The organism is Pseudomonas sp. WS 5411 (assembly GCF_012985595.1).
GTDB classification, from domain to species: Bacteria; Pseudomonadota; Gammaproteobacteria; order Pseudomonadales; family Pseudomonadaceae; genus Aquipseudomonas; species Aquipseudomonas shahriarae.
Map to the genome: position 1 here is coordinate 140,119 of NZ_JAARMC010000012.1, position 22,005 is coordinate 162,123.

Consider the following 22,005-nt stretch of genomic DNA (forward strand, 5'->3'; position numbering starts at 1 on the left):
AGGGTTCAGCATGCACGTACTGGTCTGTGAAGACGATGACCTGATTGCCAGTGGCATCGTTGCCGGTCTCGGCGCCCAGGGCTTTACGGTCGAGCGCGTAGCCACGGCAGCAGCCGCGCGGGCGATGCTCAAGGCGGCGGAGTTCGACATCATGGTGCTCGACCTCGGCCTGCCGGATGAAGACGGCCTGAAACTGCTGCAACAACAGCGCAGCGCAGGCCTGGAGATTCCGGTGCTGATCCTCACCGCGCGGGATTCGGTGACCAACCGGGTCGACGGCCTGCAGGCCGGCGCCGACGATTACCTGCTCAAGCCCTTCGACTTGCGTGAACTGGCGGCCCGCCTGCAAACCCTGCTGCGCCGGGTGGCCGGGCGTAGCGTCAACCTGATCGAGCATGGCCGGCTGACCTACAACCCCAGCAGCCGGGAAACCCTGTTGGGCGGCCAATCGGTGGACTTGTCCCGCCGTGAACAGGCGTTGTTGCAGGCACTGCTGCACAACCGTGGCCGGGTGCTGTCCAGCGAGCAGCTCAAAGACAGCGTCTACGGCTTTAACGACGAGTTGGAAAGCAACGCCCTCAACGTGCATATCCACCACCTGCGCCGCAAATTGGGCAATGGCATTGTCGAGACCGTGCGTGGCCTGGGCTACCGCCTGGGCCCGGCGGACGGTGGAGAGGACGCTTCGTGATGAGCCTGCGTCTGCGCCTGACGTTCAAGCTGGGCGCCGCTTTTGTGCTGATCTGGGTGCTGGCAGCGACCTGGATGCTCAACGACCTGCGTAACCAGATGATGTTTTCCCTGGATCAGCGGCTGGTGGCGTCGGCGCGCATGGTGGCCGGGCTGATGGAGCAGATGCCCGGCCTGGCCAGTGTGGGCGAGGGCAAACGCTTTGGCGCCGAGCAATTGAATGTGCCGGGGGGCATGGCGTGCCAGGTCAGTTCGCTGCGTGGCGAAGTCCTCGCGCGCAGCCATACCACCCCGGATCAGGGCCTGGAATCCCGGCAGAGTGGCTTTCGCGACCAGATCATCGACGGCGCCGCCTGGCGCAGCTTTACCCTGGCCCGGGGCGATTTGTTTATCACCACCGCTGACCGCCAGGTGGAGCGCGAGGCGCTGAATATGTCGATCCTGCTGGCGGCCTCGGTGCCGGTGGGCGTGGCCCTGCTGGGCTGCCTGTGCCTGTTGTGGCTGGGCATCGGCCAGAGCCTGGTGCCGCTCAACCGTATGCGCGATGCCTTGATGCGCCGCAGCGCCGACTCCCTCGAGCCCTTGCAGATTCACCCGTTGCCCAGCGAGCTCAAGCCGTTGCTCGACACTCAGAACCAGCTGTTGCAACGCATCGCCAAGGCCATTGAGCGCGAGCGCCGGCTGACGGGCGATGCCGCCCACGAACTGCGCAGCCCCCTTACGGCGATCAAGACCCACCTGCAAGTGGCACGCATGACCGACGGCGCGGCCCGCGACCAATCCCTGGCCCATGCCGAGGAGGGCGCCGACCGCCTGCATCGCACCCTTGAGCAATTGCTGCTGCTGGCGCGGGTCGAGGGCAGCCTGTCGTTTGATGACGGCTTGCAGTCCAGTGCCGAGCAGGTGGCGCGTCTGGCGATCCAGGACGCCAACGCCGGCGACAACCGGCGCATCGACCTGATCTTGCCGGACAACCTGCCCGATAATCCGGTGGAAATGCCCGTGGGCCTGGCGGTTGCCGCCTTGCGCAACCTGCTGGATAACGCCCTGAGCCATACCCCGGCCGATACGCGGGTGGAATTGAGTGTGTTTACCCAGGGCAATCAGGTGGTGTTCCGCGTGCGCGACCATGGCGCGCCGATCTCCAGCGAAGACCTGCAACATCTGACTCAACGTTTCTGGCGCAATGGCAACAGCGGTGGTTGTGGCCTGGGCCTGGCCATCGTGCAGGCGATTGTCCAGCGCTGTTCCTGTTCCCTGGCCTTCGACAGCCAGCCCGACGGCCTGCGGGTCGACCTGGGGATGCCGTTGCGACGCTGATCTTTCCTTGCACCCACATAACTACCGCCATCCTCAGGCCCGACGCTTCAGGATGGCGTTAATTTTTGTGTTTGCAGGTTTGCCGGCTGAATGACTCAGCCTGTATTGAAAAGGACAGCGCCTATGTTGGTCATCGACTCCACTTATCCCGCCCAGGATTTTAATCAACGCAATGGCGAAGCCGTGCGCCAGTTGGTGGTGCATTACACCGCCGCGCCCTTCGCCTCTTCCCTGCGCACCCTGACGCAGCAGGGTGTCAGTGCCCATTACCTGCTGCCCGACCCCCTCGAGGCGGGTTATCGAGACGCCGGCTACGACGAGTTGCGGGTATTCCAACTCGTGGATGAACATCAGCGCGCCTGGCATGCGGGGGCCAGTCATTGGGCGGGCCGCGATAACGTCAACACGCGCTCCATCGGCATCGAGATCGTCAATCTGGCTCGCGACGATGGTGGGGTTTTTACCTTTCCTGCCTACGGGGCGGAGCAAATCGAGGTACTGATCGCGCTGATCCACGACATTTGCGCCCGTCATCCGCAGATCGGCGCCACCGATATCGTCGGCCATTCGGATGTGGCGTTCTGGCGCAAAAGTGACCCGGGTCCACGGCTGCCCTGGCACGGCTTGTTCGAGGCGGGCATTGGCGCCTGGTTCGATGAAGAGGTCAAAAACGCCTATGTGCGCCGCTTTCGCATGGGCTTGCCCCAGGAGGTGGAGATCGAACGGGCCTTTCAGCGCTACGGCTATGTCCCGGCACGAAACCGCCAGGCGTTCCAGCAACGGGTGCGTGCGTTCCAGATGCACTTCCGGCCAGCCGACTATCGTGGGCAACTGGATATCGACACCTGCGCGATTCTCTATGCGTTGAACGAAAGGTACAGCAGTGCCGGCGAGTGAGCCATTCGCCGTTTTTTCAACGACCCAGGTGTAAATCCTCACGCCGCTGAAGCGTTTCCAGAACAGGAAATCCGTGCGCATGCCCTTTGGGGGCCAGACGTCAACGGGTTGGCAGTTTGGTCACCATCATCCGCGTATTGAGGGATCTAGAGATGTCAGTCGCTACCAGTCGCATTGACGATTTGCAGGTGTCGGCCAGCCCGACGCCGGCGGAAACGCTTTACCAGTTCGATGAATCACCGCTGCTGGCCCGCCAGCGCCTGCAGGAGTCCAATGCCCGCAGTTACCCACGGCGTATCCCCCTGGCACTCAAGCGGGCCAAGGGCATTTATGTCGAGGACGTCGAGGGGCGCAGTTTTATCGACTGCCTGGCCGGGGCCGGTACGTTGGCCCTGGGGCATAACCACCCGGTGGTGATCGAGGCGATCCAGCAGGTGCTGCAGGACGAGTTGCCCCTGCATACCCTGGACTTGACCACGCCGGTCAAGGATCAGTTTGTGCAGGACCTGTTCGGCCTGCTGCCTGCGGAACTGGCGCGGGAGGCGAAGATCCAGTTTTGCGGGCCCACCGGCACCGATGCAGTGGAAGCCGCGCTGAAGCTGGTACGCACCGCCACGGGGCGCAGCACGGTGTTGTCGTTCCAGGGCGGTTATCACGGCATGAGCCAGGGCGCGTTGAGCCTGATGGGCAGCCTGGGGCCGAAAAAGCCATTGGGTGCCTTGCTGGCCAACGGCGTGCAGTTCCTGCCTTTCCCCTATGACTACCGGTGCCCGTTCGGCCTGGGTGGGGCAGAGGGGGTCAAGGTCAACCTGCATTACCTGGAAAACCTGCTCAACGACCCAGAGGCCGGCGTATTGCTACCGGCGGCGGTGATCGTCGAAGTGGTGCAGGGCGAGGGCGGCGTGATCCCGGCCGACCTCGACTGGCTGCGCGGCCTGCGGCGGATTACCGAGCAGGCCGGGGTGGCGCTGATCGTGGATGAGATCCAGAGCGGTTTCGGGCGCACCGGCAAGATGTTTGCCTTTGAACATGCCGGCATTGTTCCGGATGTGGTGGTGTTGTCCAAAGCCATTGGCGGCAGCCTGCCGCTGGCGGTGGTGGTCTATCGCGAGTGGCTCGACACCTGGCTGCCGGGCGCCCATGCCGGCACCTTCCGGGGCAATCAGATGGCCATGGCGGCGGGGTCGGCGGTGATGCGCTACCTCAAGCAGCACAACGTGGCCGACCACGCCGCCGCCATGGGTGAGCGCTTGAGTGAACATCTGCGCATCCTGCAGCGGGACTTTCCACAACTGGGGGATATCCGCGGGCGCGGCCTGATGCTGGGCGTGGAACTGGTGAACCCGAGCGGCACGCCGGATGTCCAGGGGCACCCGCCGGTCCATCGACAATTGGCGCCGCTGGTACAGCGCGAGTGCCTCAAGCGCGGGTTGATTCTGGAGCTGGGCGGGCGCCATGGCAGCGTGGTGCGTTTCCTGCCGCCGCTGGTCATCACCGCCGCAGAAATCGACCGCGTGGCAGAGATCTTCGGCCGGGCTTTGGCGGCGGCCGTGGCCAGCCTCTAATTTTCCTGCGCCGCTATACGTTCCTACATACATCAGCCACGCGCAGTGCGTGGCAGCCTTTGAGTGACGGAGAACCGCAATGACCTCAGTATTTGACCGCGAAGACATCCTGTTCCAGGTGGTGGTCAACCATGAAGAACAGTATTCCATCTGGCCTGACTACAAGGCCGTGCCAGAGGGCTGGCGCACCGTGGGTAAAAGCGGGATGAAGAAAGAGTGCCTGGCTTACATCGAAGAAGTCTGGACTGATATGCGCCCGCTGAGCTTGCGCCAGAAGATGGATGCGCAGGTTGTTGCTGGCTGAACACAAGCAAATGTGGGGGCGGGCTTGCCTGCGATGAGTTACACATCTCTTTAGTGATTCTTAGGTATGTGTACATATCCGTTGCTGCGGTCATGGCGGCTATTGGTTCCGCCCTTACGGCGGGTCACTTTTGGAAAAGAGCCCCAAAAGTAACCAAAAGGGCTCTTGCCCCACCACTCGGCACCTCGCCCAGGCTCGGTGTGCCCGTCATCCGACATTGATTTGGGGGGCCGCCGCGATGGGCCATCCATGGCCCAGCGCGGCTAACCCGGCGTCCTGCCGGGTTACCCCCCAAATCAAAATCGGATGACGGCCAGCGTGGTTTAACGGGGCGCCTAAGATCAAAATCACAAGCAAAGCGAGGCGGCCTGACAGCCGACCTGATCGTCGAAGCGTGCGCGTACCCCTGTGGGAGCAGGCAAGCCAGCTCCCACAGGGGAATGCAGCTTCGCACCCCGGCTTTGCTGTTGCTCTGCTTGTGATCTGGCTTTTGATCTTGATCTCAGGCGCCCCGTTAAACCACGATGGCCGCAGGCAGGTATTGCGCAGTGGGCACCCCGGCATGGATGCCGGGGTAGCCGCGACACGGCCATGGATGGCCGATCGCGGCGGGCCCACGGAGCAATGCCTGACTGCGGGCATGCCGAGCCTAGGCGAGGCACCGAGTGGTGGGGCAGGAGCCCTTTTGGTTACTTTTGGGGCTCTTTTCCAAAAGTGACCCGCCGTAAGGGCGGAACCCTAAGTGGCCGTGACCGCAGCAACGGATATGTAAACAAACCCAATAAGCACTAGATAAAAGAGTTGTGTAGATACCTATGCCGCGATGGCTAAGTGTCAGTCGATACATTAGTTGACTGATACACCGCCATCGCGGGCAAGCCCGCTCCCACACAACCCCGCTCCCACATAAGCTCGCACACACACAGGGGTATTGCCTTGCTTTCAGGGCACCAAGGCCTTGATCACCTGATCCACATTCCCTTCCAGTTCCGCGACCGGGTCCGCGCCGTCAGTAGCCAGCACCAGCAACTTCGCCCCCCCTGCACTGATAGCCGCTTTCACCGCCTCAGCCGGTTGGCGATGGTGCAGCACTAACGCCACGTCGTTGTCCTTCAGGCTGGTCGTCAGCGCCTGTAGCGCCTCGGCGGACCACTCGGCGTCCGGCCGCGGATCGGTGCTGACCAACTCCAGATTCAGCCCACTTATCAGATAAGCAAAATGATCACTCAGGCTGACCACACTCAGGTTATCGGCCTGGGCCAGGCGGGCTTCGCTGTCGGCAGTCAGCTTGAGCAGGCGTTGCTTGAGGCTGGCCAGGTTGCCGTCGATCTGGGCCTTGGCGCCGGGCGCCAGCCTGCTCAGGTCGGCAGCCATGACATCGGCCATGCGCCCCAGGTTGTTGCTCGACTGCCACGGCTGGCTATTGAGGCCATCCACAGTCCCCGGTTGCAGGGCCACGCCTGGCAGACCGCCGTCTACCGGGCGCGCCGCGTCTACTTCGACGATGCGGATATTGCTGCGCCGGGCCACTGGGTACAGCGGGTCATCCGGCCACAGCGAGCGCAGGCCGATCGCCGCATCGGCGTCCAGCGCCAGGCTATGCAAGGCGGGCGCGCCACGCCCGGTAAAGTACGAGGTCTGGCGCGAACCCGGTAGGTTGGCCGGTGCCGCACGCTCCAGCTTGACCGCAGTGCCCTTGAGCAGGGCGGCGGCCAGGCCGTAGGTCACGGGCAAGGCTGCGAGGACTTTGACCGGTTTGGCGGCGTGGGCGGCGACCGGCAGGGGTTTGGTCGTTTCGGCTGCCAGCAGCGGGGTGCTGATCAGGCAGGCGATGGCCAGGGCGAGGGGGCGTAGAACGGGGCGCATTATCCGAGATTCCCTTTCAGGCTGGGGACCGTGCCGCGCGCGATGGCGGCCAGGGCGAAGGCGATGCCGGCGACGAGGATGATCGCGGCACCGGACGGGATAGGCAGGTCGAAGATGATTGGCAACAGAATCCCGCACAGGGTGCTGAGCGTGGCAATCACCACCGAGATCCAGAAGAAGCCCTTGAGTGACTGGCTCAACAGCCGAGCCGCGGCGGCCGGGATCACCAGCAGTGCGCCTACCAGGATCGCACCGATGACCTTGACCGCCGCCACTGTGATCAACGTCACCAGGATCACGAACAGGTAGTCCAGGGTCTTCACCGCCACGCCACGCACGGCAGCCAGTTGCGGGTTGAAGCTGGCCAGCATGATGCGGTTGTACAGCGGCAATGCCAGGGCCATCACCAGTGAGCCGACCACCGCCAGCACCGCCAGGTCATTGCCGTTGACGGTCAGGACCGAACCAAACAGCACGTTTTCCAGGATATGCACGTTGATCTTGCCCGCCAGGATCAGCAACAGGCTCGCGCCCAGGGCCAGGGACACCGAGAGGAACACGCCGATCAGCGTATCGGGAGCCAGGCCGGTGCGGTTGCGCAGGTAATTGAGCAGGATGCCGAACAACAGGCAGTAGCCGAACAGGCTGCCGTAAGGCCCGGTGTAGGGTTCCCCCAGCAGAATGCCCACGGCCACACCGGTCAGCGCAGCATGGCCGACGGCTTCGGAGAAAAACGCAAAGCGCTTGACCACCACCAGCGTGCCCAGGCCACCGAGTACCGGGCCGATCAACAGGCCGGCGAGCAAGGCATTGACCACAAACCCATAGGCCAGGGCTTCCGGCAAGTAGCCGGAGGAAGCCCAGCCCTGGACCATCAAGCGAAAGGCTTCGTAGCTCATTGGGCTGCGCTCCGTGGGTGAGTGGAAAACAGCGTCAGCAGGCGTTCCGGGGTCAGTGCCTCCTTGGGCGTGGCATCAAACAGCAGGCGGCGGTTCAGGCCGGTGACGCGATCCGCCAGGCGGCCCACGGCCTCCAGGTCGTGCTCGATCCACAGCACGGTAATCCCGGCCTGGCGCCAGTCGCCCAGCAGGCGTTCGAACACCTGGATTCCGGCTTCATCGAGGGCCGACATCGGTTCATCGAGTACCAGCAGTTGCGGCGCCGGGATCAAACCCTGGGCCAGCAGCACACGCTGGCGCTCGCCGCCGGACAGCGCACCCATGCGGCGCTTGCGCTTGTCTTGCATGCCCACGCGCTCCAGCGCCTCGCCAATCGCCCCGGCGTAATGCCGGGACAAGCCGAGAAACGCCGGGCGCCGCTGGCACATGGCAGCCATGAAGTCGTCGACGGTCATCGGCAGGCCACGGTCGAACTCCAGGGCCTGGGGCACGTAGCCGATGGTGCCGGGAGTGTTCGGCCAGTGCAGGCTCAATTGGCCCTGGTGTGGCGTCTGCCCCAGCAGGGTCTTGATCAGCGAGCTCTTGCCGCCGCCGTTGGGGCCGACCAGGGCGTGGATGCTGCCTGGTTGTACCTGGAAGCTGACGCTATCGAGGATCGCGGTACGGCCCAGGGTCAGCGAGACGTTATCGAACTCAATCGTCGGGCCGATGCTGGCCACATTCAGGTGTTCAGCCGCGGTCATGCCCCCGACTCCTGGATCGCCCGGACCACGGTATTGAGGTTGCCGGTCATTTCCACTTCGTACTTCTCGGCGCTGTATTCACCGTAGGAAATATGCGACAGCGGGTACAGTTTGACCCCCGACTCACGCTGGATGGTATCGACGTAGGAGGACGGGAAATCCATCTCCGAGAAGATCACCTTGACGTCCAGCTCGCGCAGTTGGTCGATGGTTTTCTTCAATTGGCTCGGGCTTGGCTCGATGCCGTGGGCCGGTTCGACCACGGCGGTCACTTCGAGGCCGAACTCGCGCAACAGGTAGTCGTAGGCGGCGTGCACCGTGGCCACCCGCAGATCGGCGTTGGGCGCGCTGGTGAGCTTGGCCAGGGCGTCGGCGCGCATCTGGCGCAGGCGCTTGCCGTAGGCACGGGCGTTCTGGGTATAGGCCTTGGCGTTGTCCGGGTCGAGCTTGCCCAGTTCCCGGGCGATGTTGTTGACCTGGGCGATGGACGCGCTGATGGACAGGAAGGTGTGCGGGTTCACCACCTTGCCGGCGCCACGGGCCGCATTGCCGGTGGCGGCCAGCAGCGGCACATTGGCGTTGGCCTCGATCACCGGGATGTCCGGGCGCTCGCTAGTGGCGATCATGCGGTCGGCAAAATCGTCATGGCCGACGCCATTGAGCACGATCACGTCCAGGGTGCCAATGCGCTTGATGTCTTCGGCGCGCGGTTCGTAGGCATGGGGGTTGAAGCCGGCCGGAATCAGCGGCACCACTTCGGCTTTGTCGCCGACGATATTCGCCACGTAGCTGTAGTAAGGGTGCAGGGTGATACCGATACGCAGGCGCTTGGCCGCCTCGGCATTGGCCAGGGGGCTCAGCAACACGCTGAACAGGCCCACCAGCAGCAGGCGGAGCAAGGGAGATGACATAGACATGGGTAATCGATCTTCTCTCGGAGACAGCATGAATTCAGTGGCGATGCTGGCGGGTGACGCCAGCGTCGAATTGCGCAACGACCTGCTGCCAGCCAGCGGCGATCAGCCCCTGGTCGCTCAGGTCGGTGGGGGCGGCCAGGTTGGCGCTGCGGTTGAGCCAGATATCCGGCTCGGCGCCGTTGACGCGCATCAGCAGTGAACCGCTGGTGTCGTTGGCCTGGCTCAGGCCCAGGTACGCCGCTGGCGCCAGCAACTGCCAGTGGTGGTCGCCACGGCTGACCGAACTGGCGTCCTGGGCGAAGGGCGCGAAGCCTTCTTCGGCCAGTTGCGCCGGCGTCGGCAGGGTGCTTTGTTCCTGCGCCAGCAACTGGATTTCATCCAGGGTCACCCGCAGGTCGGCATAGATGCCTTGCTCGGCCGCGCTCAGGTCGCGGCGGGCGTCCAACTGGTGGCTGGCCACGGCCTCGACTGCCTGGGTTTCGCCGTGCAGGGACACCACCGTGCCGGCGACGGCCAGGATGATCAGGCACAGCAGCAGGACGTAGAGGGTTTCGTGCCCGGCACCGGCGGGCCGGACCACCTGGGTGCTGCCTGGGTTCATGGGGGTCATGGCGCCTGGATATCCGCTTGGTCGATCTCGACAACGTGGCCGGGACCGGCGTCAAACAGCACATAGAATTCGGCGGCAGGTTTTTTGAAGGTCAACGTCGAGTCGGGCCCCAGCTTGCCGGGCACCAGAATGGTCTCGTCGTAGCCGATCACATCCAGGGTCACGCCGGGCGCGCCGCTGCCGTCGGAAAAACCACCGGTGCACTGGATCTGTTCGCCGGGGATCTCCTTGCATTCGCACATCGGGTTGTGGGCCAGGGCGTAGTTGCTTGCACCCAGGCTGAGGATCAGCACGGCGCAGGCGCGGGTCAGGCGCAGTAAAGTCATGGTTTAACTCCTTGCTTGTTCAACCAGGCGACGGTGGCAGGCGAAGCCTGACTCAAGGGAATGGAGGCCTGCTGCATGCTGCCGTCCCAGCCTTCCATGGTGATCCACAGTTCGGCGTCGGGCGGGGTGCGTTCCGGGATCGGCAGCACAGCGCCCATGCGGTACGGGGTGCCGAAGAAAATCACCCCGGCGGCCCGCAGGCTGCGGGGCTTGCCGATGCGCAGGTAGGTGGCCTTGACCTGGTCGCCACAGGTGGCGCACAGGGCGGCGTTGAAGGATTTCATCGGGCCGGCCGGGTCGGGGCGGGGCGCTTCATTGCGCAACTCGGCGAGGGTAATGCTCCACGGGCCGACCTGCACTTCACCGACCTCGCGCTCGCCCAGGCCGGCGTCGCCGCGAAACAGTGCGACGTCGGCAAAGTACTTGGGCATAAAACCCAGGGGCACCAGCAACAGCAGGATATTGATATGAAAGCGCCATTTGAGCCACAAGGCGCGCAGTGGCGAGGGCGCTTGAACGGTGGTGGCCTTGCTCATTATTTGCCCTCCGAGGTTTCAGCCTGCATGGCGCCGATGGGGTTGGCCGGCGCCGTATTGCGCGTGGCCTTGGTGCTGCGCTTGAGCGCGTGCAGCGTGGCCAGGGCCGTGCGCTTGCTCCAGATCAACAGACCGCTGAGGACCATCATGCTCAGCAACAGGCCGAAGAAGAACCAGACCAGCTTGATCCAGATCCCGCCAAAGTCGCCGGTGTGCAGCGGGCGCATGGACTCGGTGACGAACTCCAGGCCCGTGCGGTCGGACAGCAGGTGCGTGGCGGCGATTTCACCGTTGTAGGGGTTGATGTCGGCCGTCTGGAACATCAGCGGGTACCAGCCGCGGCCGCCGATGCTCAAGTGACTGTAGGCATTGCTTGGCAGGCCGACGAAGCTGACGTCGAAGCCGGGGATACGCTGGGTGGCAATGTTGATGGCATCGTCCAGGGCGATCATCGGTGCCGGTACACCGGGGGCCGACAGCGGCACCTTGTCCCGGGAGATCACCGGCACGATCGGCTGGCTGGAGATGGTGATCTGGTTGTCCGCGAGAAGCGCCTGGATCAAGAACCAGGTGCCGGTGATGGAAATCACCGCGATAAACCAGATCGACCAGATGCCGCTCAGGCGGTGGAAGTCGCCCCAGAAAATCCGCGCCCCATGCTTGATGCGCAGGGTTGGCTTGAAGAACCCTTTCCAGAACCGTTTGTACACCACCAGGCCTGTGACCAGCGACGCGAGCATCGGCAGCCCGAGAAACGACACCAGGTACCAGCCCCAACTAAAGCCATTGGTAAACGGCACCAGCCACCAGCCATGCAGGGCGCGGGTGAACTGGGGGAAATTGAACGATGGGCTGATGCCCTGGATGACCCCCGTGTACGGGTTGACGTAGGCCGCCACGGAACGGCCGTCGGGGTAGCTGATGTCGACGTTGAGCGCAAAGTGCGACTCGTCTGGGCTGACGATGGCTTCGACAATGGCCGTGGGCTCGGCCTGCTTGATCGCGGCGAGGACCTGATCGTAACTGAGCAGTTCGGCATCGTCCGATGGCTTGCTGGCGCGCATTTCCGGGTTGGCCAGCCAGACGATTTCCTGGCTGACCACCGCCAGGGTCCCGGTGACGCAGACGATCAGTACGAAGAACCAGATGGGCAATGCCAGCCAGCTGTGGACGAGAAACCAGAGTTTGGAGCGTGACTTCTTCGACATGTCTATGGGGGTCTTGATCGGAGGAGGGCAGAAAAGGCCCGGGAAAGGCCGGTCGTAGCTTTTGCTTACGCGACGGGCTGTATCTAAGTTAAGACGGATGAGAATCGCAAAACCCTAAGGCAGAAATGAAAGCAAATGTTTCAGGTGCGCGGGAAACCCCTGTTGGGGCTCATTGCTGTTCAGTTAGTCAGCACAAAAAAGTGTGGCGAGGGGGCTTGCCCGCGTTGGGCTGCGCAGCAGCCCCAAAACCTGGCTACTCGATGTTTCTGCAAGAGTCAGGTGGTCTTGCTGGTCGGGGCTGCTACGCAGCCCAGCGCGGGCAAGCCCGCTCGCCACTGGGGGCGGTTGCACCTTGTGGCGAGCGGGCTTTAGGGGATTGGGGCTTATGCAAACAGCTCTTTGGCGCGCTTGTGAATCTGTTCCTCGGTCAGCTCTTCTATATGAGTGGCGAGGAACCAGACGTGTCCGAAGGGATCCCTCAACGTGCCGGAGCGGTCGCCGTAGAATTGATCCTTGGGTTCGGAAATAGCCGTGCCGCCTGCCGCGATCGCCTGTTTGTACTGTGCGTCGACGTCCTTCACATACAGGTGAAGGCCAACGCTGGTGGGGTGCGCTCCAGGGCTGCCGAAGGCCATTTCATCACAGGGCGAGGCCAGCATGATCGGCGAATCGCCAATGCGCAGTTCGGCGTGGCCGACCTTGCCGTCCGGCATGTCCAGGCGCATGAAAACGGTGGCATCGAAGGCTTTTTGGTAGAACTCGATGGCTTCAGCTGCCTTGTCGATGCCCAGGTAGGGCGTGATGCTGTGGTAGCCATCGGGAATGGGTTTAACGCTCATTTCGCTCTCCTTGAGGGGGGTGAGGGGCCGGGTCTTCCGGTCTTTTCACTATAGGTCAGGCCTTTCGTGGCCTGCGGGCAACCGACGACTGTCCTGTAACGGTGCATTCAACAGTTTCTCAAACAGAGGCTTGACCTTAACTTAACTAGAGGTTTTACCCTGCGTGGCACCTACAGCTAAAGGGGATTTGTCATGCAAGCTTCAGCGAAAAGTCATGGTTTTACCCAAGTGATCGAGTTTCAGATCGAGCCCCGGCAGCAGTCCGCGCTGGTGTTGGCGCTGTCCGAGCAGAGCGAGCGCCTGGCCCAAGGCCATGAGGGGTTTCTGAGTGCCAGTGTGCTGGTCAGTGATGACGGGCGGCGGGTGCTCAACTACCTGCAATGGCAGGCCCGCGAAGACGGTGCCACGGCGTTCCAGCGGCTGGAGAGCGAGGGCGAGAACTTCTGGGCATTGATTCGTGCCCATCAGGCTACTGCCGTGACCTTCGGTTCATTCCAGGTGCTGCGCAGTATCGAGCGCAGCGCCGACAACGCGTTGGCGTGCAGCCTATATCGATAGATGCAGCATGCGCTCACCTTGCAGGCTTCCCTCTGGGCGCCGCTTGTTGACCGCCAGTTCGCCGATCTTGATCAGGCGCGTACGCGTGATATTGCGGCTCAGGCCCAGCAGGTTGGCGGTGTGTACCTGGTTGTAGTGGCTGAAGCGGTAGGCGGCGCGTAGCAATGCGTCCTCGACTTTCTCATGCAAGGCACCGGCCTGTTCGTCAAACAGTTTCTGGAAGGCACGCTCCAGCAAGGCTTCGGCACTGTGGTCGAGGCTGTGCTGGCTATCATCCTGGCGCTCGATGCGCATGTTCGACAGGCGCAGGTCATCGCGTTCAATCAGGCCATTGCGGCAAATCAGCAAGGTGTGATGAATGACGTTTTCCAGCTCGCGGATATTGCCCGGCCAGCTGTAGCCTTTGAGCTTGTGCTCGGCTTCGGGGCTGAGGGTGATGGGGCCGTAGCCCAGGCGCTGGCTGTAGGCGTCGATAAAGTGCCGGGTCAGGGGCAGGATATCGCCGGGGCGTTCGCGCAAGGGGCTCAGTTCCAGGCTGACCACGTCCAGGCGGTAGTACAGGTCTTCACGGAAATGCCCGGCATTGATGGCTTTTTCCAGTTGCACATTGGTCGCCGCCAGCACCCGCACATCAATCGGAATGCTCTTGCGTGAGCCCAGGCGCACCACTTCGCGTTCTTGCAGGACGCGCAGCAGCTTGACCTGGATGGCCATGGGCAGATCACCGATCTCATCGAGGAACAGGGTGCCGCCGTCGGCCTCCTCGAACCAGCCAGCCTTGGCGCCGAGAGCGCCGGTGAACGCGCCTTTTTCATGGCCGAACAACTCCGCTTCCACCAGGGATTCGGAAAACGCCCCACAATTCACCGCCACGAACGGTCGGTTGCGCCTGGCGCTGAGGTTATGGATATGGCGGGCCACCAGCTCTTTGCCGGTGCCGGTTTCGCCGATGATCAGCACGCTGGCTTCGCTGGGCGCCACTTGCTGGATATGCGCGAGCAAGGCCCGGGATTTGGGGTCTTCGAAGACTTGCGCGGTGGCGCGAATCGACGTGGCGAGTGCGGGCGAGGGCGCAAGGGTCAAAAGCTGCATGGGCACCTCAAGGAATAGGACGTGGATGTCGGCAGGGGCTGGCCCAACGCGGTGCGCCACCTCGTACCAGGCCTGCGCCGCTTGCAGGCGTTCAGTGGCGAGGCCGAGCGGCTCGTGGAGGCAGTTGCGACGCTGGGAGTCTGTTATAGAGGGTCTTTTTTATTCCGTAAACAAATGTGTTTGTATATTTATAGAACAAAAAGAAATATGAAGGATTGACTGATAGCGACTATCACAGAGGATGATTTTTCCCGATGCAAAGGCGGGAGTAGCCTGTGTCCATTGCCTCAACGCCCAATTCGCAGGACCTTCGTCATGAACCATTCACTTTCTGTTGCCTTGTTGCTGGTCGCCTCTTTTCTTGCTGGTTGTGCGACCCGTCCGGCGCCTGAATTGCGCCCGTACTCCGTCGAGGAGAGCCGGCAATTGGCAATGGAAGGGCTGAACCGGCGGGGTTTGTCGTTTGATGAATATCAACAGAAGAAAACTGAACTCGCAGCCCGGCCACAGGCGCCAATGGGCTTTGATCGCCAGGGTGCAATGAATGCCGAGCGCAACGTCACCCTGCATGACCGTCCGAGCTGAGACAAACTGCGGCGTCCCAGAGCCCGAGGTTCCGTACAGGAACTTCGGGCTTTTTGTTTTCCATCCTTTTCGTCGAGCCTGTTAAGCTCAATTTCAGGAGCGTTCCTACGCACTTTTAAATAAAGTGGTCTTTCTTTAATGGCATCCGATCAGGTTAACCTGACGAACTCTGTACTGGTCGCTGCCCCTGAGACGCTGATCTCGGGAACATGCTCTGCGGGTCTCTAAACGTCATGAATAAACGTCCTCTGTATTTTGACTACGCCGCCACCACCCCGGTGGATGAGCGGGTCATCCAGGTCATGGTCGAGTGCCTGGGTTTCAACGCCAATTTCGGTAACCCTGCGTCCAGCTCCCATGCGTTTGGCCAACAGGCCCGGCACACGGTCGAGCAGGCGCGCCGTCAGGTGGCGGAGTTGGTCGGCGCCCAGGCCGAGCAGATCGTCTGGACCTCGGGTGCTACCGAATCCAACAACCTTGCGCTCAAGGGTGTGACCCAGGCGCGGGGCGTGGCCGGTGGCCATATCATCACCAGTCAGATCGAGCACAAGGCAACGCTGGACACCGCCCGCCAATTGCAGCAAGCCGGGATTGCGGTGACCTACCTGGTGCCGGATGCCGATGGCCTGATTACCGTCGAGGCGGTCAGCCAGGCGCTGCGCGAAGACACTTTTTTGGTGTCGTTGATGCTGGTCAACAATGAGTTGGGCACGCTCAACGACATCCCGGCCATTGGTGCGCGGGTGCGTGAGCATGGTGCGCTGCTGCATGTGGACGCGGCGCAAGGGGCGGGCAAAGTCGAGATCGACCTGGCGCACTGGCCGGTGGACCTGATGTCGTTTTCGGCGCATAAACTGTATGGCCCCAAAGGTATCGGTGCGCTGTATGTCGGGCCGCGGGCGCAGCAGAACGTCACGGCGCAGATCCATGGCGGTGGTCACGAAGGCGGGCTGCGCTCGGGAACCCTGGCGACTCACCAGATTGCAGGCATGGGCAGTGCCTTCGCGTTGGCCGCGCAATCCTTTGCCGAAGAGTCGGCAGGTATTGTCGCCCTGCGCCAGCGTTTGCTTGAGCAATTGCTGGACATTCCCGGCGTGCGCCTGAACGGCAGCGCCACCCAGCGGATCCCCCACACCTTGAGCCTGACCTTCAGCGAAGGCGAGTTCAATTCGGCGGCCTTGAGCGCCGGGATCGCTTTTTCGGCGACCTCTGCCTGCAATTCGGCCAGCAATGCGCCCTCCCATGTACTGCTTGCCCTGGGGCATGATGCGCGCAGTGCCGGTCGCACCATTCGCTTGAGCCTGGGGCGGTTTACCACCGGGCAGGATATCGATCAGGCGGTGCAATTGATCAAGAACTCGTTGGCCAGTGCACCGGCCTTTTGGGCGGTTTGAAATACATAACAATTATGAGTGCTTAGCAGGAGAGATGATGAGTACGCAGCCTTTGCCCCATGGAACGGTTCCCCAGCGCCTGGCGCGCACCCGCGAGTTGATGAAGCGGGAGGGCATTGATGCCCTGCTGGTGCCATCGGCCGACCCGCACCTGTCCGAATACTTGCCGGGCTACTGGCAGGGCCGGCAATGGTTGTCGGGGTTTCATGGCTCGGTCGGCACGCTGATTGTCACGGCTGATTTCGCCGGCGTCTGGGCAGACAGCCGTTACTGGGAGCAGGCGACCAAGGAACTCAACGGCAGCGGCATTGAGTTGGTGAAGTTGCAACCGGGGCAGCCCGGCCCGCTGGAGTGGCTGGGGGAGCAAACCCCGGAAGGCGGGGTGGTGGCCGTGGATGGCGCGGTGATGGCTGTTGCGTCGGCCCGTACCTTGGGCGGCAAGCTGGCTGAGCGAGGCGCGCGCCTGCGTACCGATATTGATTTGTTGAGCGAGGTCTGGACCGACCGCCCAGCGCTGCCCAACCAGCCGATCTACCAGCACCTGCCGCCCCAGGCCACCGTCAGCCGAGGCGAAAAACTCGCGGCACTGCGCGCCAGCCTGAAGGAAAAGGGCGCGGATTGGCATTTTATTGCCACCCTGGATGACATCGCCTGGCTGTTTAACCTGCGCGGCGCAGATGTTTCGTTCAACCCGGTGTTTGTCTCGTTCGCCCTGATCAACCAGCAGCAGGCCACGCTGTTTGTTGCCCTCGGCAAGGTCGATGCCCAGTTGCGTGGGGTGCTGGAACAGGATGGCGTGACGCTGCGGGACTACAGTGAAGTGGCCGCGGCCCTGGCTGAAGTGCCGGACGGGGCCAGCCTGCAGGTGGACCCTGCACGCGTGACGGCGGGGCTGCTGGAGAATCTGGCCAGTGGCGTGAAGCTGGTCGAAGGCCTCAACCCGAGCACATTGGCCAAGTCCCGTAAAAGCCTGGCGGATGCCGAGCATATTCGCCGGGCCATGGAGCAGGATGGCGCGGCGTTGTGCGAGTTTTTCGCCTGGCTGGACTCGGCCTTGGGCCGCGAGCGCATCACTGAGCTGACCATTGATGAACACCTGACGGCCGCGCGTACCCGTCGCCCGGATTATGTGTCGTTGAGCTTCAATACCATCGCCGCGTTCAATGGCAATGGCGCGATGCCCCATTACCATGCCACCGAAGAAGAACACGCGGTGATCGAAGGCGATGGCCTGCTGCTGATTGATTCGGGCGGCCAGTACCTGGGCGGCACCACAGATATCACGCGGATGGTGCCCATCGGCACGCCGAGCGAGGAACAAAAGCGCGATTGCACGCGGGTGCTCAAGGGCGTGATTGCCTTGTCGCGGGCGCAGTTTCCCAAGGGCATCCTCTCGCCATTGCTGGACGCCATCGCCCGCGCACCGATCTGGGCTGAAGGCGTGGATTATGGTCACGGCACCGGTCACGGGGTGGGCTACTTCCTTAATGTCCATGAAGGCCCGCAGGTGATTGCCTACCAGGCGGCGGCCGCGCCGCAAACTGCGATGCAGCCGGGCATGATCACCTCCATTGAACCGGGTACCTATCGCCCAGGGCGTTGGGGGGTGCGTATCGAGAACCTGGTGTTGAACCGGGAGGCGGGTAAGACCGAGTTCGGCGAGTTCCTCAAGTTCGAAACCCTGACACTGTGCCCGATTGATACCCGTTGCCTGGTACCGTCCCTGCTGACGATCGAGGAGCGACAGTGGTTCAACGACTACCATGCCCAGGTGCGTCAACGCTTGAGCCCGTTGCTCAGCGGCGCCGCGCTGGAATGGTTGCAGTTGCGCACGGCAGCTATATAAGGCCTGGCCGCTCGCAGGCGTGGGCCGGCGAGCGGCTTGCAGGCTTAACTCAAAGCTTCGCGGACAAAGTCCAGGCGATCCTGGCCGAAGAACAGTTGCTGGCCGACAAACATGGCAGGCGCCCCAAACATGCCACGGGCAATCGCCTCTTCGGTCTTGTGCTTGAGGGCGTCCTTGACCTCCTCATCCTGGGTCAGCTCCAGCACCTGGGCAGGGTCGAAGTGGTGTTGCGCCAGCACCGCCGCTACGACTGCTGGATCCCCCATGTTGCGCCCTTCCACCCATATCGCCCGGAACAGGCAGTCGATGAAGTCGATAAAGCGTTCTGGCTGGCGTAGTTGAATGCCGGTGACGGCGCGCATCAGGGTCAGGGTATTGATGGGGAAGTGCGGATTGAACTTGAGGGGGACCCCGTAACGCTTGGCGTAGCGTGCCAGGTCTTGCAGCAGGTAGCGGCCCTTGGCCGGGATGGTGACGGGCGAGGCATTGCCGGTGGCCTTGAAGATGCCGCCCAGCAGGATGGGCTGATACACCAGTTGGCTGCCGGTTTCGGCACAGATTCCGGGCAGTTGGGTGTAGGCCAGGTAGGTGGTGGGGCTGCCGAGGTCGAAGAAGAATTCCAGGGTTTTGCTCATGTTGGATGCTCGCTGCTTATTGTTATGTTGGCGTGCTTACCAGGTTTCGTTCCAGGGGCGCAGGTCCAGTTCGAAGGTCCAGGCATCCCGTGGCTGGCGGTGCAGGTGCCAATAGTTGTCGGCGATATGCTCGGGATCCAGAATGCCGTCCTGGTCCTTGAGCGCGTATTTGCTTGGGAAGTTGTCGCGGATGAAGTCCGTGTCGATGGCGCCATCCACGACCACGTGGGCCACATGGATGTTCATCGGGCCCAGCTCGCGGGCCATACTTTGGGCCAGGGCGCGAATGCCGTGTTTGGCCCCGGCAAAGGCGGCAAAGCCTGCGGCACCGCGTAACCCGGCGGTGGCCCCGGTAAACAGAATCGTCCCGCGCTGGCGGGTCACCATGCGCTTGGCCACTTCACGGGCATTGAGGAAGCCTGAGAAGCAGGCCATCTCCCAGATCTTGAAATATTTGCGGGCGGTTTCTTCGAGGATGCTGCACGGCACGTTGGCGCCGATGTTGAACACGAATGCCTCAATCGGACCCAGCTCGCTTTCGATCTGCTCGATCAGCGCGATCACCTCGTCCTCTTTGCGTGCATCGCAGGCAAAGCCGTGAGCCTCGCCGCCCGCAGCCTGGATACTGTCCACCAGGGGTTGCAGCTTGTCGGCACTGCGTCGGGTGACGCAGGCCACATAACCTTCGCGGGCAAAACGCTTGGCAATGGCGCCGCCTGTAGCGTCGCCTGCGCCGACGACCAGTACGATTTTCTTATTCTCAGTCATGGCAAGTCCTTGGGTAAACGATCGTTAACTAAACGAACGTTATGCTACGATTCGGCAGGCGTCAAGGTGGTGTCTTCAAGGGGAGAGGCGATGCGCTATTCAGTCAGTCACAAGCAGCAAACCAGGGACAAGCTCCTGCACAGCAGTGCGGCCCTGGCGAAAAAAGAAGGGTTTGCCAGCGTTGGCGTAGATGGGCTGATGAAAGCCATTGGCCTGAGTGGCGGGGCTTTTTATAGCCACTTTTCGTCCAAGGACGCGCTGTTCAGCTCCATCGTCGAGCATGAGTTGAGCCAAAGCCTGGAGCGTTTGAGTGTGGGCGAGGTGCAGAGTCGGGAGCGCCTGCAGCGCTGCCTCAAGTTCTATCTGAGCATGGCCCATGTGGAGCAAGTGCAAGACGGTTGCGCCTTGCCGAGCATGGGCGCGGAAATTGCCCGTGCGGATATCGCGGTACGCCAACACGCCCAGGAGTGGATTTGCCGGCTGCAGGCCAACTGGGCGCGGATCTTGGAGAGCGAAAGCCTGGCCTGGGCGATCTTATCCCAGTGTGTGGGTGCACTGGTGGTGGCCAGGATGATGGTCGACCCGCAGGTTCAGGCGCAGGTACTTGCATCGAGCTATGAAGAGCTCAGTCAGAGAATTTCGCAGGAATGAGCGCTTACTTGCAGAGCACGATCATGCTACGGCTGGTATAGCCGGCCGGGTTGATGCCGAAGGGGTAGTCACCCGGCTCCTCGCTGTTGTCGCCGGATTTGGCGATCACTCTGTAGCCTTTCTTGCCGCACGAGTTGGCTGCGCTGGTGTAGCACTGGTCCCAAGAGGAGGACAGGCCAGAGCAGTTGATATGCAGCCCTTTCTTTCCGCGTTTGACTTCTGTCTTGGTGGTTGCGGCACACCCAGCCAAGGCGATGACGACAAGCAGTATCAAAATTCGCTTCATTACCATCCTTAATAGCCGCGCCGTTGGAATGCCCGATGCTGGCTTTGCTCGCTCTCAAGTGTAGGGTCGGTGGATGTCCTTATTCGAAAATCTCCATGACTGACACTGAGTTACAGCCTAAACATGGCCTAATTGAGCGGCAAATGCCAGAGCTTCGTTAAATCCTGTCTCAATCTGCCGCGATGATTGGCTTTGACTGGCTACGCATGGTCAGCGTTGCGCCCACGGAGGCCAGGATAATGCAGGCGATCGCCAGCCATTGCGCCAGGGACAGGTATTCCTGGAGGAAAAACAGCCCGGAAAGCGCACCGAACGCGGGCTCGATACTCATCAGCGTGCCGAAGGTGCGCGCGGGCAGGCGGGTCAGGGCGACCATCTCCAGGGTGTAGGGGAGGGCGGTGGAAAGAATCGCCACGCCAATGGCGATCGGAATCAGCGCGGGTGTCAGCAGCGCGCTACCGGCATGGACGATACCGATGGGGGCGACGAACAGTGCGGCGATCATTACGCCGAGAGCCGCGGTTTGCACGCCATTGTCCGCGCCAGCCTTCTGGCCGAACAGAATATAGAGGGCCCAGCAGATCCCCGCACCCAATGCGTAGGCGGCGCCGGTCAGGTCGATGCCTTGGCTTGCTTCACCGACGGGTATTAATAGCAGCAGGCCGATAATGGCCAGGGCTATCCACAGGAAGTCGACGGCACGCCGGGAAGCATAGATGGCAACGGCTAGTGGGCCGGTGAATTCCAGGGCTACCGCAATACCCAGGGGCACGGTGCGCAATGACATATAGAAGAGGAAGTTCATGCCGCCCAGCGCCATGCCGTAAACGATGACGGTACGCAGTGACCTGGCGGTGAGTTTGGCGCGCCAGGGGCGCAGCAACAGCAGCATTATGATGCTGGCGAAAACCAGGCGCAGGGTGGTGGTGCCTTGGGCGCCCACAATCGGGAACATGCTTTTGGCCAGTGAAGCGCCCGACTGGATAGAGGCCATGGCAATCAGCAGTAGGCCGACAGGAAACAGCGCCGAGCCCAGGCTGCGGGATGAAGTGGTCATTGGGGGTGTTTGTCCAGGTTCATATAGAGGCAGAGGGCACTATGATGATCAACTGCTGGCAATTGAGCAATATATTGCTCAATTTCTTGGGCCTTCTATATAGAAGGCGAGGTTTTTGAGAGTTGCTGGGCCCTTCGATAGAAAAATGAAATTAAAGGTTGACGGCAGATTCTGGAAGTCTATAATTCGCCCCACTTCCGGCGCAGTCGAAACGGAAAACTCCTTGGTAAACAAAGAGTTACGCAGAATTCGACAGCGAGTTGCTTCAGTTCATCGAAGCCCAGAAGGAGTTGGTAGAGCAGTGTTGTTTGGCTCTATTAACGTTTCGATCCTCTCGGTCGAAAGCGGAGAAAAAGAGGTGTTGACAGCAGCGTGTAACGCTGTAGAATTCGCCTCCCGCTAACGAGAGATCG

Annotated in this window: 24 protein-coding genes; 10 read left to right on the forward strand and 14 right to left on the reverse strand. The window is 62.0% G+C overall.

The window, feature by feature from the left end:
• Positions 1–10: 10 nt before the first annotated feature.
• The 5 genes from HBR93_RS17725 to HBR93_RS17745 all read left to right on the forward strand — a co-directional run bounded on the left by HBR93_RS17725 (position 11) and on the right by HBR93_RS17745 (position 4,776).
• On the forward strand, positions 11–691 hold the full coding sequence (locus HBR93_RS17725; protein WP_057439143.1) for a response regulator transcription factor: 681 nt from the start codon (positions 11–13) through the stop codon (positions 689–691).
• Complete coding sequence (locus HBR93_RS17730) at positions 691–2,010, forward strand: ATP-binding protein (protein WP_057960212.1); 1,320 nt, start codon at positions 691–693, stop codon at positions 2,008–2,010. Before HBR93_RS17725 ends, HBR93_RS17730 begins: the two co-directional genes overlap by 1 nt.
• A 123-nt stretch (positions 2,011–2,133) precedes the next feature.
• Positions 2,134–2,907 carry an N-acetylmuramoyl-L-alanine amidase gene (locus tag HBR93_RS17735; RefSeq protein WP_169960760.1) on the forward strand — a complete coding sequence of 258 codons (774 nt, stop codon included), beginning with the start codon at positions 2,134–2,136 and terminating at the stop codon, positions 2,905–2,907.
• Positions 2,908–3,059: 152 nt separating this feature from the next.
• On the forward strand, positions 3,060–4,472 hold the full coding sequence (locus HBR93_RS17740; protein WP_169960761.1) for an aspartate aminotransferase family protein: 1,413 nt from the start codon (positions 3,060–3,062) through the stop codon (positions 4,470–4,472).
• Between the two features lie 79 nt (positions 4,473–4,551).
• Positions 4,552–4,776, forward strand: a complete 225-nt coding sequence (locus HBR93_RS17745; RefSeq protein WP_032862749.1) for an MbtH family protein — start codon at positions 4,552–4,554, stop codon at positions 4,774–4,776.
• Between the two features lie 942 nt (positions 4,777–5,718).
• On the opposite strand, the gene HBR93_RS17750 is transcribed toward HBR93_RS17745, so the two are convergent.
• The 9 genes from HBR93_RS17750 to HBR93_RS17790 form a co-directional block, all read right to left on the reverse strand.
• Entirely contained in the window at positions 5,719–6,642 is a 924-nt protein-coding gene (locus HBR93_RS17750) for a zinc ABC transporter substrate-binding protein (RefSeq protein WP_169960762.1), read from the reverse strand.
• Complete coding sequence (locus HBR93_RS17755; RefSeq protein WP_057441446.1) at positions 6,642–7,541, reverse strand: metal ABC transporter permease; 900 nt, start codon at positions 7,539–7,541, stop codon at positions 6,642–6,644. Before HBR93_RS17755 ends, HBR93_RS17750 begins: the two co-directional genes overlap by 1 nt.
• Positions 7,538–8,284 (reverse strand): metal ABC transporter ATP-binding protein, encoded by a 747-nt coding sequence (locus HBR93_RS17760; RefSeq protein ID WP_057441447.1) that lies wholly within the window; start codon positions 8,282–8,284, stop codon positions 7,538–7,540. Before HBR93_RS17760 ends, HBR93_RS17755 begins: the two co-directional genes overlap by 4 nt.
• Positions 8,281–9,201, reverse strand: coding sequence for a metal ABC transporter substrate-binding protein (locus HBR93_RS17765; RefSeq protein ID WP_057960209.1), 921 nt, complete (start codon positions 9,199–9,201; stop codon positions 8,281–8,283). Before HBR93_RS17765 ends, HBR93_RS17760 begins: the two co-directional genes overlap by 4 nt.
• A 34-nt stretch (positions 9,202–9,235) precedes the next feature.
• Positions 9,236–9,802, reverse strand: a complete 567-nt coding sequence (locus HBR93_RS17770) for a DUF6162 family protein (protein WP_057441451.1) — start codon at positions 9,800–9,802, stop codon at positions 9,236–9,238.
• 5 nt (positions 9,803–9,807) lie between these two features.
• The gene (locus tag HBR93_RS17775; protein ID WP_057441453.1) at positions 9,808–10,137 is read right to left on the reverse strand and encodes a hypothetical protein; all 330 of its coding nucleotides are present in this window, start codon (positions 10,135–10,137) and stop codon (positions 9,808–9,810) included.
• Positions 10,134–10,673 (reverse strand): thiamine pyrophosphate-binding protein, encoded by a 540-nt coding sequence (locus HBR93_RS17780; RefSeq protein ID WP_169960763.1) that lies wholly within the window; start codon positions 10,671–10,673, stop codon positions 10,134–10,136. Before HBR93_RS17780 ends, HBR93_RS17775 begins: the two co-directional genes overlap by 4 nt.
• A complete protein-coding gene (locus HBR93_RS17785) occupies positions 10,673–11,881 on the reverse strand; it encodes a PepSY domain-containing protein (RefSeq protein WP_115127881.1) in 1,209 nt (402 codons plus the stop codon). Before HBR93_RS17785 ends, HBR93_RS17780 begins: the two co-directional genes overlap by 1 nt.
• A gap of 383 nt (positions 11,882–12,264) precedes the next feature.
• A complete protein-coding gene (locus tag HBR93_RS17790; RefSeq protein WP_057441459.1) occupies positions 12,265–12,720 on the reverse strand; it encodes a VOC family protein in 456 nt (151 codons plus the stop codon).
• Between the two features lie 192 nt (positions 12,721–12,912).
• Here HBR93_RS17790 and HBR93_RS17795 point away from each other — a divergent pair, with 192 nt between their 5' ends.
• Positions 12,913–13,278, forward strand: coding sequence for an antibiotic biosynthesis monooxygenase (locus tag HBR93_RS17795; RefSeq protein WP_115127882.1), 366 nt, complete (start codon positions 12,913–12,915; stop codon positions 13,276–13,278).
• On the opposite strand, the gene HBR93_RS17800 is transcribed toward HBR93_RS17795, so the two are convergent.
• On the reverse strand, positions 13,267–14,370 hold the full coding sequence (locus HBR93_RS17800; RefSeq protein ID WP_115127883.1) for a sigma-54 dependent transcriptional regulator: 1,104 nt from the start codon (positions 14,368–14,370) through the stop codon (positions 13,267–13,269). The two genes, HBR93_RS17795 and HBR93_RS17800, sit on opposite strands and share 12 nt — an antisense overlap.
• A gap of 315 nt (positions 14,371–14,685) precedes the next feature.
• Here HBR93_RS17800 and HBR93_RS17805 point away from each other — a divergent pair, with 315 nt between their 5' ends.
• The 3 genes from HBR93_RS17805 to HBR93_RS17815 all read left to right on the forward strand — a co-directional run bounded on the left by HBR93_RS17805 (position 14,686) and on the right by HBR93_RS17815 (position 18,195).
• Positions 14,686–14,955, forward strand: coding sequence for a hypothetical protein (locus HBR93_RS17805; RefSeq protein ID WP_169960764.1), 270 nt, complete (start codon positions 14,686–14,688; stop codon positions 14,953–14,955).
• Positions 14,956–15,188: 233 nt separating this feature from the next.
• Positions 15,189–16,349 carry an aminotransferase class V-fold PLP-dependent enzyme gene (locus tag HBR93_RS17810; RefSeq protein WP_115127885.1) on the forward strand — a complete coding sequence of 387 codons (1,161 nt, stop codon included), beginning with the start codon at positions 15,189–15,191 and terminating at the stop codon, positions 16,347–16,349.
• Between the two features lie 37 nt (positions 16,350–16,386).
• Positions 16,387–18,195 (forward strand): aminopeptidase P family protein, encoded by a 1,809-nt coding sequence (locus HBR93_RS17815; RefSeq protein WP_169960765.1) that lies wholly within the window; start codon positions 16,387–16,389, stop codon positions 18,193–18,195.
• 44 nt (positions 18,196–18,239) lie between these two features.
• On the opposite strand, the gene HBR93_RS17820 is transcribed toward HBR93_RS17815, so the two are convergent.
• Both HBR93_RS17820 and HBR93_RS17825 read right to left on the reverse strand, forming a co-directional pair.
• Complete coding sequence (locus HBR93_RS17820) at positions 18,240–18,830, reverse strand: 2-hydroxychromene-2-carboxylate isomerase (protein WP_057441468.1); 591 nt, start codon at positions 18,828–18,830, stop codon at positions 18,240–18,242.
• Positions 18,831–18,866: 36 nt separating this feature from the next.
• Positions 18,867–19,598: an SDR family oxidoreductase gene (locus tag HBR93_RS17825; RefSeq protein WP_057441470.1), complete on the reverse strand. Its 732-nt coding sequence runs from the start codon at positions 19,596–19,598 to the stop codon at positions 18,867–18,869.
• Positions 19,599–19,688: 90 nt separating this feature from the next.
• Between HBR93_RS17825 and HBR93_RS17830 the strand changes: the two genes are divergently transcribed.
• Positions 19,689–20,249: a TetR/AcrR family transcriptional regulator gene (locus HBR93_RS17830; protein ID WP_115127889.1), complete on the forward strand. Its 561-nt coding sequence runs from the start codon at positions 19,689–19,691 to the stop codon at positions 20,247–20,249.
• Between the two features lie 4 nt (positions 20,250–20,253).
• Here the strand turns inward: HBR93_RS17830 and HBR93_RS17835 are convergent, their stop codons facing one another.
• The gene (locus HBR93_RS17835; protein WP_057445083.1) at positions 20,254–20,535 is read right to left on the reverse strand and encodes a hypothetical protein; all 282 of its coding nucleotides are present in this window, start codon (positions 20,533–20,535) and stop codon (positions 20,254–20,256) included.
• 169 nt (positions 20,536–20,704) lie between these two features.
• The gene (rhtA, locus tag HBR93_RS17840) at positions 20,705–21,592 is read right to left on the reverse strand and encodes a threonine/homoserine exporter RhtA (RefSeq protein ID WP_057441473.1); all 888 of its coding nucleotides are present in this window, start codon (positions 21,590–21,592) and stop codon (positions 20,705–20,707) included.
• Positions 21,593–22,005 lie beyond the last annotated feature (413 nt).